Source organism: Actinocorallia sp. API 0066 (genome assembly GCF_020991275.1).
Taxonomy (GTDB): Bacteria; Actinomycetota; Actinomycetes; order Streptosporangiales; family Streptosporangiaceae; genus Actinocorallia.
Genome location: NZ_JAJLQY010000001.1, coordinates 615,463 through 631,232, shown reverse-complemented (window position 1 = coordinate 631,232; position 15,770 = coordinate 615,463). Strand labels below are relative to the sequence as shown.

General features: G+C 68.9%; 21 protein-coding genes and 2 pseudogenes. 13 read left to right on the top strand and 10 right to left on the bottom strand.

The features are described 5' to 3' along the window. Positions 1 to 50: 50 nt before the first annotated feature. From LO762_RS02930 to LO762_RS02920, 3 genes are all read right to left on the bottom strand, one after another. A complete protein-coding gene (locus LO762_RS02930) occupies positions 51 to 230 on the bottom strand; it encodes a hypothetical protein (protein WP_230612104.1) in 180 nt (59 codons plus the stop codon). Positions 231 to 249: 19 nt separating this feature from the next. After that, entirely contained in the window at positions 250 to 462 is a 213-nt protein-coding gene (locus LO762_RS02925) for a biotin/lipoyl-binding carrier protein (RefSeq protein WP_230612103.1), read from the bottom strand. 177 nt (positions 463 to 639) lie between these two features. Then, positions 640 to 1,389: a class I SAM-dependent methyltransferase gene (locus tag LO762_RS02920; protein WP_230612102.1), complete on the bottom strand. Its 750-nt coding sequence runs from the start codon at positions 1,387 to 1,389 to the stop codon at positions 640 to 642. A 274-nt stretch (positions 1,390 to 1,663) separates the two neighbouring features. Between LO762_RS02920 and LO762_RS02915 the strand changes: the two genes are divergently transcribed. The 6 genes from LO762_RS02915 (at position 1,664) to LO762_RS02890 (ending at position 6,458) form a co-directional block, all read left to right on the top strand. Next, entirely contained in the window at positions 1,664 to 2,281 is a 618-nt protein-coding gene (locus LO762_RS02915) for a sigma-70 family RNA polymerase sigma factor (RefSeq protein ID WP_230612101.1), read from the top strand. Then, positions 2,278 to 2,556 carry a mycothiol system anti-sigma-R factor gene (gene rsrA, locus LO762_RS02910; RefSeq protein ID WP_230612100.1) on the top strand — a complete coding sequence of 93 codons (279 nt, stop codon included), beginning with the start codon at positions 2,278 to 2,280 and terminating at the stop codon, positions 2,554 to 2,556. Before LO762_RS02915 ends, rsrA begins: the two co-directional genes overlap by 4 nt. Before the next feature lie 56 nt (positions 2,557 to 2,612). Then, the gene (locus LO762_RS02905) at positions 2,613 to 3,527 is read left to right on the top strand and encodes an NAD-dependent epimerase/dehydratase family protein (RefSeq protein ID WP_230612099.1); all 915 of its coding nucleotides are present in this window, start codon (positions 2,613 to 2,615) and stop codon (positions 3,525 to 3,527) included. A 107-nt stretch (positions 3,528 to 3,634) separates the two neighbouring features. Continuing rightward, positions 3,635 to 3,787 (top strand): hypothetical protein, encoded by a 153-nt coding sequence (locus tag LO762_RS02900; RefSeq protein WP_230612098.1) that lies wholly within the window; start codon positions 3,635 to 3,637, stop codon positions 3,785 to 3,787. Between the two features lie 41 nt (positions 3,788 to 3,828). Further along, a complete protein-coding gene (locus tag LO762_RS02895) occupies positions 3,829 to 5,160 on the top strand; it encodes an HD-GYP domain-containing protein (protein ID WP_230612097.1) in 1,332 nt (443 codons plus the stop codon). Further along, complete coding sequence (locus tag LO762_RS02890; protein ID WP_230612096.1) at positions 5,154 to 6,458, top strand: HD-GYP domain-containing protein; 1,305 nt, start codon at positions 5,154 to 5,156, stop codon at positions 6,456 to 6,458. The genes LO762_RS02895 and LO762_RS02890 overlap by 7 nt, the downstream gene beginning before the upstream one ends. A gap of 33 nt (positions 6,459 to 6,491) precedes the next feature. On the opposite strand, the gene LO762_RS02885 is transcribed toward LO762_RS02890, so the two are convergent. Both LO762_RS02885 and LO762_RS02880 read right to left on the bottom strand, forming a co-directional pair. Further along, positions 6,492 to 7,724 carry a hypothetical protein gene (locus LO762_RS02885; RefSeq protein ID WP_230612095.1) on the bottom strand — a complete coding sequence of 411 codons (1,233 nt, stop codon included), beginning with the start codon at positions 7,722 to 7,724 and terminating at the stop codon, positions 6,492 to 6,494. A 159-nt stretch (positions 7,725 to 7,883) separates the two neighbouring features. Further along, complete coding sequence (locus tag LO762_RS02880) at positions 7,884 to 8,453, bottom strand: hypothetical protein (protein WP_230612094.1); 570 nt, start codon at positions 8,451 to 8,453, stop codon at positions 7,884 to 7,886. Between the two features lie 315 nt (positions 8,454 to 8,768). Between LO762_RS02880 and LO762_RS02875 the strand changes: the two genes are divergently transcribed. Next, the gene (locus LO762_RS02875; protein ID WP_230612093.1) at positions 8,769 to 9,341 is read left to right on the top strand and encodes a hypothetical protein; all 573 of its coding nucleotides are present in this window, start codon (positions 8,769 to 8,771) and stop codon (positions 9,339 to 9,341) included. 160 nt (positions 9,342 to 9,501) lie between these two features. Continuing rightward, positions 9,502 to 9,954, top strand: coding sequence for a hypothetical protein (locus LO762_RS02870; RefSeq protein WP_230612092.1), 453 nt, complete (start codon positions 9,502 to 9,504; stop codon positions 9,952 to 9,954). A 3-nt stretch (positions 9,955 to 9,957) separates the two neighbouring features. Here LO762_RS02870 and LO762_RS02865 read toward each other — a convergent pair whose 3' ends face one another. Then, entirely contained in the window at positions 9,958 to 10,632 is a 675-nt protein-coding gene (locus LO762_RS02865; protein ID WP_230612091.1) for a hypothetical protein, read from the bottom strand. Positions 10,633 to 10,647: 15 nt separating this feature from the next. Between LO762_RS02865 and LO762_RS02860 the strand changes: the two genes are divergently transcribed. From LO762_RS02860 to LO762_RS02845, 4 genes and pseudogenes are all read left to right on the top strand, one after another. Beyond that, entirely contained in the window at positions 10,648 to 10,821 is a 174-nt protein-coding gene (locus tag LO762_RS02860; RefSeq protein ID WP_230612090.1) for a hypothetical protein, read from the top strand. A gap of 102 nt (positions 10,822 to 10,923) precedes the next feature. Continuing rightward, positions 10,924 to 11,121, top strand: coding sequence for a hypothetical protein (locus LO762_RS02855; protein ID WP_230612089.1), 198 nt, complete (start codon positions 10,924 to 10,926; stop codon positions 11,119 to 11,121). Then, positions 11,090 to 11,619 (top strand): annotated as a pseudogene (locus LO762_RS33835) (DUF6879 family protein). The gene LO762_RS02855 and the pseudogene LO762_RS33835 overlap by 32 nt, the downstream one beginning before the upstream one ends. An 18-nt stretch (positions 11,620 to 11,637) precedes the next feature. Then, positions 11,638 to 12,414 (top strand): annotated as a pseudogene (locus tag LO762_RS02845) (helix-turn-helix domain-containing protein); the annotation flags it as partial. Between the two features lie 682 nt (positions 12,415 to 13,096). Here LO762_RS02845 and LO762_RS02840 read toward each other — a convergent pair. The 3 genes from LO762_RS02840 to LO762_RS02830 form a co-directional block, all read right to left on the bottom strand. After that, the gene (locus tag LO762_RS02840; RefSeq protein WP_230612087.1) at positions 13,097 to 13,282 is read right to left on the bottom strand and encodes a DUF397 domain-containing protein; all 186 of its coding nucleotides are present in this window, start codon (positions 13,280 to 13,282) and stop codon (positions 13,097 to 13,099) included. A 66-nt stretch (positions 13,283 to 13,348) separates the two neighbouring features. Then, positions 13,349 to 13,534 carry a DUF397 domain-containing protein gene (locus tag LO762_RS02835; protein WP_230612086.1) on the bottom strand — a complete coding sequence of 62 codons (186 nt, stop codon included), beginning with the start codon at positions 13,532 to 13,534 and terminating at the stop codon, positions 13,349 to 13,351. Then, entirely contained in the window at positions 13,521 to 14,360 is an 840-nt protein-coding gene (locus LO762_RS02830; protein WP_230612085.1) for a helix-turn-helix transcriptional regulator, read from the bottom strand. Before LO762_RS02830 ends, LO762_RS02835 begins: the two co-directional genes overlap by 14 nt. Positions 14,361 to 14,549: 189 nt before the next feature. Here LO762_RS02830 and LO762_RS02825 point away from each other — a divergent pair, with 189 nt between their 5' ends. Continuing rightward, a complete protein-coding gene (locus LO762_RS02825) occupies positions 14,550 to 14,870 on the top strand; it encodes a hypothetical protein (RefSeq protein WP_230612084.1) in 321 nt (106 codons plus the stop codon). Positions 14,871 to 15,003: 133 nt separating this feature from the next. Here LO762_RS02825 and LO762_RS02820 read toward each other — a convergent pair whose 3' ends face one another. Beyond that, complete coding sequence (locus tag LO762_RS02820; RefSeq protein ID WP_230612083.1) at positions 15,004 to 15,768, bottom strand: SOS response-associated peptidase; 765 nt, start codon at positions 15,766 to 15,768, stop codon at positions 15,004 to 15,006. Positions 15,769 to 15,770: the final 2 nt, after the last annotated feature.

Here is a 15,770-nt window from a genome sequence, read left to right as displayed (position 1 = left end):
CAGAAAACCGGCGTGCTTATTTGTCGCGCGCTTTTGCGCCCGTCGCCGGGTCAGGCGGAGGTGAGTTCGCCGTGTTCGGCGCAGCGGGCCCGCCAGCCCGCCGGCGTCACCTGGACGACCATCCGGCGGCGGCAGCGCGCGCAGTACCTGGGCGGCTCCATGACCAGGGCAGCCGCGCATGCCGCGTGATCTCCGGCGGCCTCACCGCAGTGCGCACAGAACGCTTCCATACCCGGGAAATCTAGCCCACTACTCGATGACGGCGATGAGGTGCCCTTCCTGGATGACCTCTCCTTCGGTGACGCCCAGGCTGGCGACCGTCCCGGCCGCCTCGGCCAGCACCGGGATCTCCATCTTCATCGACTCGAGGATCACCAGCGGGTCCCCCTCCGCCACCGTGTCCCCCACCCCGACCAGCACCTTCCACACGTTGGACACCAGTTCCGCCCGAACCTCGGCCACCGGAAACCCCCTTCGCCCGCCGATTGACCCCCCGAACCTACCGACTACCGAACGCGGCCACACGACAACAACGCGCGAACATCACGATCGAACGCCCGGCGGCCCGTCCGAGCGCGTCACGCCCGGTGGGATCACCCTCAAGGCGGTGGCTCGCGAGCGCCCGGCCCGGCCCGGAGATCACCACGTCTTGATGGCGCTGGCCAGGAGGTGGATGCCTACGGACTCGTCCTCGACGCGGGTGTCGTAGGGGGTCTGGAGTTCGGTGCGGACGAGGCGGGACAGGGCGTCCGGGTCCTTGGTGAGGACGTGTTCGGCGGTGGAGGGGGACACGACCGTGCGGGGCCTGATCCACTCGACCTCCAGGCCCGCGTCGGCGAGGAACTCGCGGAGCTGGTCGGACCAGAAGCAGCGGGTGATCGTGCCGTCCGGCCAGGGCACCAGGACGACCTCGGCGCGCGGCACGTCCGACAGGTGCGGCCACAGGTTCTGTTCGGCGAGGACGGCCAGGCCCAGCGTCAGCGAGTCCACGCACAGCAGGACCCGGCCGCCCGGACGCAGCACCCTGGCGATCTCGTGGACGGTCTGCTCGGTGGCCAGGCTGCGCGAGAGCACCCCGTCCTCGGCGATCACCGCGTCCATGCCGCCGTCGACGAGGAAGTCGAGCGTGAACGGATCGGCGACCACCCGTGGGTGGGCGGCGAGCCCCAGGGGGCGGGAGACCACCTCCAGGACGTGGTGTCCGGCGGCGGCGGCCTGTTCGGCCGACCGGCTCTGCCCGCCGGAGACGTCGAGGATCACCGAGGAGCGGCGCGGCAGCCAGCGGGCGAGCTGGGCGTGCGCCACGGCCCGGTAGAACTTCCAGTAACCGGTGTGGGGGTCTTCGGCGGGCGTGCGCAGAGCGTGGGGCCTGCCCGGCAGCGGCAGCAAAGCGGGACTCCTTAAGCAGCGTGCCGGTACATCTTCCCCCGTCACGGGCCAGACGTAACCCTCCGTGAGAGATCCGTGAACGAACCGAGGGCTTTGGTCCCGGTTCGTCCGTCCGGAATTCCGGGGAATGCCGGACCACGTCGCGCTGTTGCCCACAGCACGGACACCGGAGGAGGCGAAGGGGATGCCGGTACTCACCGGGGCTGCCGACACGTTCGGTAAGGGCGGACCGCTATTGTCGTACAGGCCGGAGCAAGGTCTGGATCATTCGACGATGATCCCTGCACAGGGGGTGGGTACCGTACCGGGCACCGCGGAGACCGGAGCGCAGCGCAGTGAGCGGTTCCAGCGCGATGTGCTCCCGTTCCTGGACCAGCTGTATCCGGCGGCGCTGCGGATGACCCGCAACCCCGCCGACGCCGAGGACCTCGTGCAGGAGACGTTCGCGAAGGCGTTCGCCTCCTTCCACCAGTTCAAGGAGGGCACGAACCTCAAGGCGTGGCTGTACCGGATCCTCACCAACACCTTCATCAACTCCTACCGCAAGAAGCAGCGGGAACCGAAGAACTCCGGAACCGAGGAGATCGAGGACTGGCAGCTCGCGCGCGCGGAGTCGCACACGTCCTCGGGGCTGAAGTCCGCCGAGGCCGAGGCGCTGGAGCACCTGCCCGACTCCGACGTCAAGCAGGCCCTGCAGGACCTCCCCGAGGACTTCCGCATCGCCGTCTATCTCGCCGACGTGGAGGGCTTCTCCTACAAGGAGATCGCCGACATCATGAACACGCCGATCGGCACCGTGATGTCCAGGCTCCACCGCGGCAGGAGGCAGCTGCGTTCGATGCTGGAGGACTACGCGGCGGAGCGCGGCCTCACGCGGGAGGGTTCGAAATGAGCTGCGGCAACGAGCACGCCACGCCGTGCAACGAGGTGCTCGCCAGGGTCTACACCTACATCGACGGCGAGCTCGCCGACACGAACTGCGCCGAGGTCGCCGAGCACCTTGACGAGTGCGGGCCGTGCCTGCGGGAGTACGGCCTTGAGGAGGCCGTCAAGAAGCTCGTCGGCAGGTGCTGCGGCCAGGACCCGGTGCCGACCGACCTGAAGGCCAAGGTCCTGGGGCGGATCGAGAGCGTCCTCGCGGGCGACGAGGACCTGGCGCCCAGCTGAACACGCGCGCCGTGGGGATTCGCCGGGGGCGTCCCGGCCCTGGGTAGGGTGGGCGCGTGCGCATCCTCGTCACCGGCGCCGCCGGCTTCATCGGGTCCCATCTGGTCGACCGCCTCCTGTCCGACGGGCACGAGGTCGTCGCCGTCGACAACCTCGCCTCCGGCAGCCGCGGCAACCTCGCCGACGGTGTCGAGCTGCACGCGCTCGACGTGGCCGATCCGGCGCTGGCGGCGCTGGCCGCCAAGACCGAGCCCGAGGTCGTCTGCCACCTCGCCGCCCAGGTGAGCGTCCGGGTGAGCGTCTCCGACCCGCTGCTGGACGCCAGGAGCAACGTGCTCGGCACCATCAACGTGCTGGAGGCGGCGCGCGCCGCCGGGGCCCGCAAGACCGTCTTCACCTCCAGTTGCGCCGTCTACGGGGTGCCCGACGCGCTTCCCGTGGGCGCGGACGCGCCGCTGCGGCCCCGCTCCCCCTACGCCGTCTCCAAGGCGACGGGCGAGACATACGTGCAGGCGTACTACGAGCTGCACGGGCTGGACTTCACAACGCTCGCCCTGGCCAACGTGTACGGGCCGCGCCAGACGCCCGAAGGCGAGGCGGGCGTCATCTCCATCTTCACGGCCGCCCTCCTGAAGGGCGAGCCCACCATCGTCTTCGGGGACGGCAGCAACACCCGCGACTACGTGTACGTCCACGACGTCGTGGACGCGTACGTCAGGGCGCTGTCGGAGGGGTCGGGCGGGCGGTTCAACATCGGCACAGGTGTTCAGACGTCGGACCGAGAACTGCACGGGCTCGTCGCGGCCGCCGCGGGCGCCGCCGACGCACCCGGCTCCGCGCCCTTCAGACTGGGCGACCTGCCCGCGATGGCCCTCGACCCTGCTCCGGCCCTGGCCGGGCTCGGCTGGCGTCCCACGACGCCGCTGGCGGACGGCCTGGCCGCCACCGTCGAGTGGGCGCGGTCCCGCTGACCCCTCGCGCACCGCGAACACAGTGTGACGCACAGTTCACGCTTTGCTCTCGATTTCCTTTGTTCCTGTAGGACGATCATCACGTTGGCTAGTCTTGTCATTGGCCAGTGGCCGGGAGCAAGGACGGAGTCCGGGGGAACCTCCCCGGACTCACTTCGGGGGGAGTCATCGCCATGCTCAGGTACGTGATGGTCGCCGCGCCCTGCGCGGCGGCCGCGATGGTGCTGCTGACCGATCCCGCGGGCGTTTCCTGGGTCTGACACCCCGGCGGCGTCGGTCACCTCGTCAACCGGAGGCGGCAATGCCGGTCGCAGGTCTTCCCCTCGCTGCCTGGACGTACGTGGGCGGAGTCGTCGCGCTCGCCGCGACCCTCGTGGCCACCGCGTCCTACGCGGACGTCGACTGGGCGCCGCTGGCGGCGATGGCGGTCCTCTTTCTGGCCTGCGACTCCGTGCCCGCCCTGCTCAGCCTGGAGCGGGCACGGGTCTCCCTCAGCTTCTCCGCGTCGCTCGCGTCGGTGGTGCTGCTCGGCCCGGTCGGCGCGGGGCTCGTCGGGGCCTGCGCGCTGTTCACGTGGCAGCGGGTCGCGCTGGTCAAGCGGGTGTACAACGGCGCCCAGTTCGCGCTGTGCGGGTTCGTCGCCGGGTTCGTGTACGACGTGCTGCGGCCGGAGGCCCTGGACGTCAGCCGGGTGGACAGGCAGATCCTGCCGTTCGCGGTGGCGCTGCTCGTCTACGTCATGTGCAACCTCGCGCTCGTCGGCGGCATCCTGCTGCTCAGCAAGGCCGCCTCGCCGTGCGAGCTGCGCGACGAGACGATCCAGCTCACGCCCGGCCTGCTCGGGTACGGCTCGTTCGGGCTGCTCATCGCGGGCACGTTCGAGGCGATCGGGGCGTTCGCGCCGGTGCTCGTCATGCTGCCGCTGCTCGTCGCGCGGTGGGCGTTCGCGCAGACCCTCGCGCAGCAGCGCGCGCACGAGGCGACCCTCGCGACGCTCTGCCAGGCCGTCGAGACCAAGGACTACTACACGCGTGGGCACAGCGAACGGGTGTCGCGCGGCTCGGTGATGATCGCCGAGGAGATCGGGATGAGCCGGGCGCGGGTGGAAGCCATCAGGTTCGCCGGGATGCTGCACGACGTCGGCAAGCTCGGCGTCCCCACCAAGGTGCTGCAGAAGGAGGGGCCGCTCACCGAGGAGGAGTTCGCGGCGATCCAGCTCCACCCGATGCGCGGGCTGGAGATCATCCGCGAGATCGGGTTCCTGGACGAGGCGCTCACCGGAATCATGTACCACCACGAGAAGCTCAACGGGCGCGGCTACCCGCAGGGCCTGGCCGGGGACGAGATCCCCGAGTTCGCCCGCATCATCGGCGTCGCCGACGCGTTCGACGCGATGACGTCCACGCGCTCCTACCGGCCCGCCCGGTCGGTCGCCGAGGGCGTCGCGGAGCTGCGCAGATGCAGCGGCGAGGACTTCGACCCGCAGATGGTGGACGCGTTCCTGCGCGCGTTGGACAAGGACAGTTGGCCCGCGCCCGACACGGCGGAGCCGCCCGCGAAGGCGCAGACCTCGCGGCAGGACCACGACGACCCGGCCGCGCCGATCCGGGTCTCCGGGGAGGGCGCATGGTGACGCGCCTCCAGGCGGCCCGGGAACGGCCCGCCTGGCAGCAGCTCGACACGGCACAGCTCGTCCTCATGGGCGCGGCGGCGGCGCTCGTCGTCGCGGCGCTCGCGTGGCTGGCGGCCAACGGCGGCGTGGACGACCCGCAGCCCGCGATCGTCTTCGGCGTGCTCATCGCGCTCGGCGAGCTGTTCCGGATGAACATGCCGGGCGGGCGGGAGGCGGCGCCCATCAGCCGGGCGGGGGCGCTCGGGTACGGCATGCTGCTGAGCGTCGGAGGCGACCCCGTCTCCTATTCGCCGTTGCAGGTCATCGCGGTGACGGCGTGCGGGATGGTCGCCGGGACGCTGCCGCACGTCGCCGTCGGGCGGTCGCCCCGGCTGGACGCGATGGCGCGGCGGCTCGTCGCGGCGGCCGTCGTCGCGATCCTGTTCCGGCCGCTCACCGACGTGCTGTTCACCGGCGAGCCGCTCACCCAGCCGCAGTGGCTGACGGCGCTCGGCCTGATGACGGCGATCTCGCTCGCGGCCGCGCTCGCCGACATGACCGTCGCCGCGCTCATCCGCTCCGAGGCGGTGCGGGCCCGGTTCGGCATCGCGTTCGTCGACGAGTTCCGGGCGAGCGCGCTGCTGTGCGCGGCGTCGTCGGCGACCGGCATGCTCATCGCCGTCGCCACCTCGGTGATGGACCTCGCCGCGCTGCTGCTGTTCACCGCGCCGATCCTCACCACCCAGTTCGCGTTCCGCCGCTACGCCGCGGTACGCACCACCTACCTACAGACCGTGCGGGCCCTCTCCAGGGTGACGGAGGTAGGCGGCTACGTCGAGACGGGCCACTCGCTGCGGGTCAGTCGGCTTTCAGTCGCGATGGGCCGCGAACTCGGGATGACTGAGGCGGAGTTGTTGGAACTGGAGTACGCGGCTTTGATGCACGACATCGGCCAGCTCTCCCTCCCGGATCCGATCCCCGGCGGCGCCACCGTGCTCTCCTCTCCGGAGGACCAGCGCCGCATCGCCGACCTGGGCGCCGCCGTCATCGAACAGACCGGCGTCCTGGACATGGTCGCCCGGATCGTCCGAGGCCAGTCCGACCCCTACCGCGACCCGGCGGGAAGCCGCCCCGGCCCCCCTCTCGCCAGCCGAGTCATCAAAGCCGCCAACGCCTACGACGACCTCATGGGCGACTCCCGAGACCGAGACCGAGCCGCCGCCGTCCTCGACCGCCTCCGCGCCGACTCCGAATACCAGTACGACCCCGCCGTAGTCGAATCCCTGGCCCGAGTCCTAGACCGCCGAATCCTCCGCTGACCCCACCCACGGAACCGGCGAGAAGGCGCGCGGTCAGAGGGTGGGGCGGACGGCCATGCGGGCGAGGATGAGGTGGGAGACGTTGATGTTCGCGTTGGGGATCGGAATGGGGATCTGTTCGATGAGTTCGCCTGTGGTGCGGTCGAAGACGGTGTAGGCGATGTCGCCCTTCTTGTCTTCGCGGACGGTGAGGGCGTGCAGGCGGGTCCGGGAGAAGGCGAAAAGGGTCTGGGTCGGGCGTCCGGCGCCGGCTTCGAGGGTGGTGTCGAAGAGGAGGGTGGTCTTTCCGGTGGTGGTGTCGGTGGCGAAGACGCGGCCGTCGGCGTAGACCCATTGGAGGTGGTCCCGCCGCAGGCTCTGGACGGCGTAGCCGAAGTCCTCGGAGTCCAGGGTCGTGCCGTCGTCAAAGGTGAGGGGGTGGGTCCGGTGCTCGCCGGTTCTCGTGTTCCAGGACAGGACGGTGGGCTTTTCGCGGCCGTCGGCGTCGGTGTCCCAGGACAGGGAGGTGATGACGCCGTCGCGGCAGGGGAGCTGCTGGCCGGGGTGCGCGCCGCCGGAGACCGGGCGCCAGGCGATGACCTTCGCCCCGCCGTCGGCCGACAGCGGGTGGAGCCGGGCGAGCATCTGGGGTCGGGCTTCCGGGTCGGCGTTGGAGCTCATGCCGGGTAGGCCGACGGCCTCCTTGGCGTGGGCGCCAGGGTCGTCGGTGAGGCCGAAGACCTGGTCGTCGCAGAGGGCTCCGTGGAAGTAGTTGCCCTGGACGGTGTGCAGGTGGGCTTTGTCGCCGGTGGTGAAAGCGACCTGGTTCTGGTAGCCGGTGTCGGTGTCGGCGTCGCCGCTGTCGAATCCGCCGTTGTAGACGCCGACCGCGTTTCCGTCGGGCAGCGCGAACATCAGGTTCTGGGCGGTGGCCTTGCGGTTGGTGATCTTTGTCAGGCCCGATTCCGTCAGGCGCGCGTCGCTTTCCTCGTCGGCGAAGTACAGGCCGTGGTCGGACCAGGCCGGGGTCAGCATGTCCATGCGTTTGGTCCGCACGGTGCGGAAACTCCCGTCGCCGTTCACGAGCACGAGATATCCAGGCTCGTGGACCTCACCGACGGCGGAGAACATCTCGTCACTGAGCGGCCCGAGAAAGAACGCCATCACGGCGCCGCCCAGCCTGAGTTCCGATTCCGGAACCGTCGCCCGTTCAAAGAACCGCTGCGCCTCCGACGGCGACCTCCGCAGCAGATCCGAGGAACCACACCCCGAGACAACCACCGCCACCACCACCCCCACCAGAACACCCCTAAACCCCCTTCTCTCCCACACCCGCTCCACTTCCCCTCCTCCAAACAACAACCCAGAAGCCGACTCAGCTCCCAAGCCGCTACGCGACCCCATCCGGCCGTCCCGGCGAACAGCTCGACCCTTCACGATGAGTCCTCAGACGACCGTCTGGTAGATCTTCGTCCTGGGCGAATTCCTGATGTCCTTGGGATAGACACCCAGGCCACCGTCGCCGTCGAGGTCGATTTTCACCGAGCGCTTGTACGCCTTGTACACGAGCTCCGAGCAGTTGAGGCTGCTGATACCACCGCCCTTGTTCCAGGAGAAATTTCCGCTGTAGGGCTTCTTGATCAGGTACTTGGCCGCATAGTCGGCAGCCTTGTCACGCTTCGCCTGGGTGGTGCTCACCTGCATTTTATCGATCTTGGAGCAGTATCTGCGGCCACTGATCAGGAAGTTGTCGCTGGCGTTACCCTTACCCCGGGCCTCGGTGACCCGGGTCTTCGAGGAGAAGAGCCCGATGTGCCCATGAGACACCCCGTACGTGGAGGAAGCGGAGTAGAAGATGTCACCCTTATGCCGAGGCTGGCCGAGCAGCACTTTCCTACAATTCGGATTGTCGCTTCTGCCGGAACCCGGCGTCGGCGCGGAGGGCGCGGCTGACGCGACACCGGGCGAGGCCAGAAGGAAGGCCACGGCTGCGGAGAGCAGGCCGACCAGCCTCATGAATTCACGTACCTGGGGGAAATGGCGTGCGCACACGAGTGACACCGTCCTTTCCACAGGGTGGCAGGGATGGCTTATCGCCGATAGATTCCGTGCGATCCGATCTCAGCAGATTACCATTCACCCGAGGTCGCTCATGGTATTGTCCTCAATCGGCCAGCGCCGAAACGGCTTAAAGCAAATTCAAAATCCAAGAGGACGACACCACCCCGGGGTGGCGAAAATCACACGAATGGGCCCTTTCCAGCAGTCCCGGGAGATCTGGATCGACCCCGCGGGTTGATGGCCGGGCGCGAAGGCACGATCCTTCGCATCTTGGGCGCTGACTTCTATCGGGGCCACGGCTGGGAGGGCGAGCCCGGGACCGACGACGGCCGGTCCTGGATGCTGGCCCGTTGGATCGACGGGACGTCCCTGGGCCAGGAACTGGAGGCCGTGCGGCGGGACGGCGGCGGCCGGGCGGCGCGGGCCCGGATCCGCTCGGCGGCCGGGCGGGCCGCGCGAGCCGTCGCGGAGTTGCATGCGGCGGGGTGGGCGCACGCGGACCGGCAACCCGACCACGTCCTGTTCGAAGGCGACGTGACGCACCTGATCGACCTCGCCTGTGCCCAGGGCTCGGCGGACGTGCCGTGCTACCCGCACCGTGGCGGCCTGGCCCACACCACCGCCCCTGAGATCGCCGAGGACCACGTCGTGCCATCCGGCCAGGTACCCCGCGATCGCCTGCGCGGCATCCTCCCCGCCGGTCATCGGCTGGACGCGCGTCGCGGCCTGCAGCTCGGCCTTGGCGAGCAGCCCGGCCAGCAGCGACGGCAGGTCATCGCCGGTCGGCCCGCCTCGGTCCCGCCTGCCCTCACGGCGGGGGTCCGCTGCCGTTCTCCCGGGTGATCCATCTCACTGGACCAGTAACAGACAGATCTCAACGCGACTCTTTGACCAGGCCGAAAAGGGCGTCCCCGCAGGTCGCAGCCTGATTGACCGTGAGCCGAGCGCGATGAGAGGTTCGCGGCCGTACTTTTCGGCGCGAACTCAAGAAGGAGGACTCACCTTGCGACGGACTCTGGGAATGCTGCTCGCCACCGCCGTCTCCGCGACGATGCTGACGGCTGGCACCGCCTCGGCCCAAGCCGACACGACCGGTGCCACCCGCGCCGTGAGCGCCAAAGCGGCCACGGTCATCAAGTGCAAGCTGAACATCTCCGACCCGCACAACTCGCACCACCAGCCCAAGAACATCAATGTCATCTCCCCGGTGAGCTGCGACCACGGCGTCGTCACGATCACGCTGGTCGTGCGCCTCTACCGCAACGGCAAGCGCGTCAAGTCCAAGACCTTCACCAAGCACAACACCAAGTTCCTGAAGGGCAACGCCTCCGTGGGCTGCAAGAAGGGCACCTACTATGGCGTCGCCGACGTTCGGATCACCGCACCTCCCGGCTACACCCCTCGGGTCGGCACCGCGAACCGCGTCAGCAAGAAGCGCAAGATCACCTGCAAGTGACCGTCAGCGGTTGATCTGGTCGCCGTCCCTGGTGATCGGATCATCGAACGACACCTGGAGCACCTCCAACTTGGGGTCCCCGACCAGCTCAGCGACCAACGCGGCCGTGCCCCCCAGGTAAGTGGAGTCGAGATCGATATCGGCTGCCACATACCAGGAACGGTCCGCAGGCCACCAGAGGTCGGGGGCCAGCCCCTCCACTCCGGCCACCGCCGCTTCAAGCTCGCCTTCGTACAGGAGGTAGTCTCGATGCGGCAGCCGCAGCCGGGGCATCTCCGATATCTCCCCCAGCGCGCCGTGGCCGTCCCAGAACGCGATCAGGCCTCGCTCAGAGCCGGTGTGCCGCCTCAGCACTCCGTACAGCGCCTCCCGATCCGGCAGCGGCAACTCCCCCACCCACGGAGCCTCCTGCCATGGCCGGTCCCGGCCATCAGCGCTCCGGGCCAAGGCCGCGAACTGCGCCCTCGCGTGCAGCACGCCCCCCGACCAGCGCGCCACCTCCGCCCAGCGGACCGGCACGTCCCCCGCCCCCCATGCCGGATGCAGAATCCGTGCGTAAGCCTCGAAACCGGCAGGCACCAGCGCACCCACGCCCGAGCCGAACGCCCCGGTCCGCTCAACAATCCAGCCACCGGGCGACATGTCCGTGAGCGGCCTGAGCCGCGAGCCGAGGTCCATGCCCCCACCCTCTCATTGGCCATCGCCCCCGGCGGCGCCACCGTGCTCTCCTCTCCGGAGGACCAACGCCGCATCGCCGACCTGGGCGCCGCCGTCCTCGACCGCCTCCGCGCCGACTCCGAATACCAGTACGACCCCGCCGTAGTCGAATCCCTGGCCCGAGTCCTAGACCGCCGAATCCTCCGCTGACCCCACCCGCTCGACGGCCGTTCCTGGTCATCGGGGTTTGTCGGGAGGAGACAGCGGCCAGACCAGGGCGAGTCACCCACGATCTGGATCGACCCTGACGCCTTGGAAGCCGTGGTGCTGGGTTGGACGGCCGATGAGGCCACGGTCGGCGAATGCCGCACGTTCGGCGGAATCCGAAATGACGAGACGGTGGTGCGTATCCCGCTCGACCGGATGGCCCCGTTTCTGCGCCGGGCGCTGGAGAGGTTGGAGGAGTTGGGTGAAGGAGATGACGGCGCTTCCGGCGCTGCTGGGAGCTGACGGCTGGGCTGAGCTGTTCGGTTCGGCGCAGGTCAGCCTCGAACACCTGGAGTCGCGTGACTCCTATGCCCTGGACACCGAGGACGAGCGGTACCGGTGGTGGCGGGAGCATCGCACGGAGGTGCCGCGTGAAGCCCATTCCTGGTGGGACCTGACGGCCGCGACGGTCGCACGGGGGTGCGGATGCGACGGGCTCGGGTGGTGTCGGTACCGGTCACCGACTACATCGCCTTCGAGCACGCCTGCTCCTGGCAGAACGTGGAGGCCGGGGAGTCCGTGCGGTGGCTGGACAGGGCACACGCCTCGGATCTGCTGCTTCCCGGTAACGACTTCTGGCTGGTCGACGGACAGCGGGTGCTGTTCAACCTGTTCGACGGCGCCGGGACACCGATCGCCAAGCAGCTCACCGACGACCCCGGCGTCGTCAGATCCGCCGCCGTCTCGTTCGAGGCCGTCTGGGAGAGGGCCGTCGACCACGCCGCGTTCGCCATCGCCTGATCCAGGACTTTCTCGACAATGCCGTCGTCGTCCCGCCCGTCACCTTTCTCCAACGTCCAAGTGGCCCGCCAGGCTCTCGCCGACCGGCTCCGGGAGATCCGCGAGACCGCTGAGCTGACCAGCAAGGAACTGGCCGAGGCCGCCGGTTGGCACCCGACCAAGGTGTCCAAACTGGAGCACCTGGTCACCTCCCCTTCCGCTGACGACATCCGGGTGTGGTGTCGGCTGTGCGGTGCGGACGAGCAGGTCAACGATCTGATCGCCTCGGCGCGGGCGGTGAACTCCGCCTACATGGAATGGCGGCGCCGCCAACGCCACGGCCTGAAGCAGGCCCAGGAGTCTTACGTCCCGCTGTGGGAGCGGACCACCCGATTCCGGATCTACGAGCCCGCCGTTGTCCCGGGAGCGCTCCAGACGGGCGGCTACATCGCCGCCCTCATGCGCACCATCATCACTTTCAACCGCATCCCCGACGATCTGGAAGACGCCGTGCGGGCGCGGCTGAGCCGTCAGAACCTCATGCGCGAGGGCGGCCGGACCTTCGCGATCGTCCTTGAGGAACAGGCGCTGCGGACCCGGCATGGCGACGCGGCGATCATGGCCGGGCAGCTCGGCCGCCTCCTGACCGCGATGACCTGGCCGAACGTGTCCCTCGGGATCATCCCGGCGAGCGCGGAGCGGTCGGGAATGTGGCAACTCAACGGGTTCTGGATCTACGACTCCGACCGGGTCATCACCGAACTGCTGACCGCCGAGGTGACCATCACCCAACCGGGCGAGATCGACGTCTACGCGCGGGCGTTCACGGCACTCGCCGAGATGGCCGTGTACGGAGCCCAGGCCCGCGCCCTCATCCTCACGGCGCTGTCCGACCTTGACCACCTGCTGCATTTCTCTGCACTTACCTTTACCCCGGGGAACGCGACGCCGCAGGATCAAGTCATGCCCACTGACCTGATCCTCAACGTACGGCGGCTGGGCGATGGTCCAGGACCGCGCGAAGGAGATGCGCACATGAACATGCTGGAGTTGGGCGTCCGGCAGGTCGGGAGACGTCCGCACGCTGCCCGAGGACGCGACCGCCTTGGACCGCACCAAGGTCAGCTCCTCCGCGCGCCAGACGACCTCCCGCGCGCCGTCCACCCAACGCGCGGACCGCAGCAGCTCCGGCCGCGCCACCCCGCGCAGGACCGACGCGGCCTCGGCCCCCGTCCAGGACTGCTCGTGCAGACGCCACCGCCGCCGCCACTGCATCCGCACCCATGTCCGCGCGCTCGACGCACAACCCACCGTCGTGCCGCCGTTCCCGAACGCCACGGTACGCAGATCCAAGGTGAGGTCCAGGGCACGTTCCACGTGCGCGACGACGTCGTCCGGCACCCGCTCACGGAGATCAAGCGTCTCTTCCAACATGCGCCCCCTACGACAGACCCCGTGCCGGTTGTGGGCACGGGGTTGGGTGACGGGCCCGGGTGGGCTACAGGGTGTGGAGGAGGGCGCCGAAGGCGGCTCGGGGGAAGACCAGGGCGGGCTGGTCTTGGTTCTTGGAGTCACGGACGGCGACTACGCGGGACTGGGCTGCTAGTTCCACGCACTGGCCGCCCGTGTCTCCGCTGTAGCTGCTCTTGCGCCACTTTGTGGGTGTCATGTCGGGGGTGTCCATGGGTCTCCCTCGGGTGTGGCGGGTTCGAGGCCCCCGGGGCGGTTGGGCGGCCGGGGGTTGGGTGGGCTACAGGGCGCGGAGGAGGGTGGTGAAGGTGGTGCGGTTGAAGGTTAGGGCGGGGTGGTCACGGTTCTTGGAATCTCGGACGGCGATCACGTGGGGCAGGTCTGCTAGTTCCACGCACTGGCCGCCGTTGGGTCCGCTGTAGCTGCTCTTTCGCCACTTCGCGGCCGATATGTCAGGGGTGTGCATAGTTCTCCCTCAGGGTGTGCAGCAGCTTCAGGGACTCGCCAGCTGAGAGGGCAGCCGCCCTGATCTGGCCGAAACCCATTGTATGGGCCTTCACCACGTCCGGAACGTCGGTCAGCTGGCCTTCCGCGTGGCCCTCCACGTAGACGGCCTGGGCGGTGCCGCCTCCCGGTTCCTCCACGTACTCCAATATGGTGAACGCTCCGAGGATGCCGGGGTACGACCCGACGTTGGACGGGACGATCTGCACAGTGATGTTGTAGCGTTCGGCCAGCTCGATCAGGTGCTCGATCTGCTCTTTCTGGATCGCCGGGTCCATCTCCAGGTGGAGGGCGCGTTCCTCTATGACGAGCGTGATCTCGGGAGGGTCTTCCCGTTCAAGGATCTCAGCACGTTTTATCCGCTTGTCCACGAGCCGTTCGACGATCGCCGGTTTTCTGCCGTTTTTTAGTACTTCATAGGCATAGCGGCGGGTCTGGAACAGGCCGGTCACGACCGCGAGTTCGAAGATCCACATGGCCGACGCCTTGGTTTCGATATCGAGGAACCCGGTGAAGCCTGGGGGGAGTTCGGCGTAGCGGCCGGTGCGGCGGATCTCTAGCCACATGGCGTGGAAGGTGCCTGGGGTTTCGAAGTAGGTGTCGAAGTCGATGGCGGTTGGTTCGGAGGGGGCTCGTTGGGCTGTTTCCAGTTTTTCTATCCACTGGTAGCCGCAGCCCAGGGCGGCGGCTAGTTGGGGGCGGGTCAGGCCTGCGGCTTCCCGGTGGAGACGGAGGACCCGGCCGAACGTGCGGAGGAGGGGGTCTCTTGTGGTGTCGCCATAAGCCATCTGGGGTCCTCTTGGGGGCTTCAGGGGGCCTGTCGGGGGGCTTTCGGGGTGCGCGGGCGCCCTCGTCAAAATAGCCGCTCTTCGCGATCCTGATAACGGGAATCCGGCGAGAATTTCTGACGGAAACGGAACGGCGCCGGATCTCGCGCGGAACAAACCCCGCTTATCGCTCTAGAAAGGACATAAGCCTTGTCTACCTCAGCCATCGCGTCGTCCGGGCCGCAGCCGGGCTGCCCGGTGTGGTGCGCGGACCCGCATGGAGCGGACGAGCCGCACTTCGGGCCCTGCGCCGACCTCAACGTGACCGGGGTCCGGGGCACGCCGCTGCTCATGTCGCTGGACGCCGACTACGACGGACGGGACCTGCTCAGGTTCACGACCAAGACGCCCGGATGGCTGGTGCCCACGGGCGAGCCCTTCGTCATCACGCCGGACCAGGTCGTCACGCTCCGGGACATGCTTGAGGAGTTCCTCGCGCTCACCGGCCACGCCGCCGCCCGGCCCCGATGACCGACGGAGACGGAACCGAGGGGCGCCCGCTTCCCCGTGGGCGCCCCGCTCTCTATCCCCGACTGGGCCTCCAGCGGCAGGCGGCCCACGCGCCTCACTGCGCCCGGCGGAGAGGTCGTGAGAGTCCGACGGTTCAGAACAGGGTGCCCTCCTCGTCGGGGGTGTCGGAGGGGGCGGGCGGGTCGGCCGGGAGGGGGGCGACCAGGTGGGGGCCGTTGTTGCGGACGTTGCCCACGGCCTTGGTGACGGGGTACGCCTCCAGGCCCCTGGCGGCGGCGGGGACCAGGAGGGAGGCGGCGGCGGAGGTGTCGGTGAGGGACGGGTCCAGCCAGGTGTCGGGGTCGGTGACGGTCATCGGCATGCGGTCGTGGATGTGGCCGAGTTCGTCGGCGGCCTGGGCGGTGATGACGGTGCACGTCCACACCCAGGCGTCTTCCGGGGACTTCCACAGTTCGTACAAACCAGCCATCGGGAGTAGCTCGCCGTTCTTCGGGTGGATGAAGAAAGGCTGCTTCTTGCCGTCCTCGCCCTTGTACCACTCGTAGTAGCCGTCGGCCGGGAGCAGGCAGCGGCGGCGGGCGAAGGCGCGGCGGAAGGCCGGTTTCTCCGCGAGGGTCTCGGCGCGGGCGTTGATCATGCGGTTGCCGATGGAGAGATCCTTGGCCCAGGACGGGACGAGGCCCCAGCGGACCATACGAAGGGTGCGCACGGCCTCCTCCGGGGTGTCGGCGCCGTGCGGTGGACGGACCAGGACGGCGGGCACGTCCTTGGTGGGGGCGGCGTTGTAATCCGGCTGGAGGAGATCGGCCCCGTCCGCCGCCACCGTCTCGTCAAGCTCGATCCGGAACTCGTCGAGGAGCTCCTGGCGCGCCCGCGCCGTCGCGTATCGCCCGCACATGC

Coding starts and splice junctions, on each gene's coding strand:
- LO762_RS02880 (WP_230612094.1), bottom strand. CDS start 8,453: ATGAGGCTGGTCGGCCTGCTCTCCGCAGCCGTGGCCTTCCTTCTGGCC.
- LO762_RS02895 (WP_230612097.1), top strand. CDS start 3,829: ATGCCGGTCGCAGGTCTTCCCCTCGCTGCCTGGACGTACGTGGGCGGA.
- rsrA (WP_230612100.1), top strand. CDS start 2,278: ATGAGCTGCGGCAACGAGCACGCCACGCCGTGCAACGAGGTGCTCGCC.
- LO762_RS02835 (WP_230612086.1), bottom strand. CDS start 13,534: ATGCACACCCCTGACATATCGGCCGCGAAGTGGCGAAAGAGCAGCTAC.
- LO762_RS02820 (WP_230612083.1), bottom strand. CDS start 15,768: ATGTGCGGGCGATACGCGACGGCGCGGGCGCGCCAGGAGCTCCTCGAC.
- LO762_RS02930 (WP_230612104.1), bottom strand. CDS start 230: ATGGAAGCGTTCTGTGCGCACTGCGGTGAGGCCGCCGGAGATCACGCG.
- LO762_RS02830 (WP_230612085.1), bottom strand. CDS start 14,360: ATGGCTTATGGCGACACCACAAGAGACCCCCTCCTCCGCACGTTCGGC.
- LO762_RS02865 (WP_230612091.1), bottom strand. CDS start 10,632: ATGGACCTCGGCTCGCGGCTCAGGCCGCTCACGGACATGTCGCCCGGT.
- LO762_RS02890 (WP_230612096.1), top strand. CDS start 5,154: ATGGTGACGCGCCTCCAGGCGGCCCGGGAACGGCCCGCCTGGCAGCAG.
- LO762_RS02840 (WP_230612087.1), bottom strand. CDS start 13,282: ATGGACACCCCCGACATGACACCCACAAAGTGGCGCAAGAGCAGCTAC.
- LO762_RS02915 (WP_230612101.1), top strand. CDS start 1,664: ATGATCCCTGCACAGGGGGTGGGTACCGTACCGGGCACCGCGGAGACC.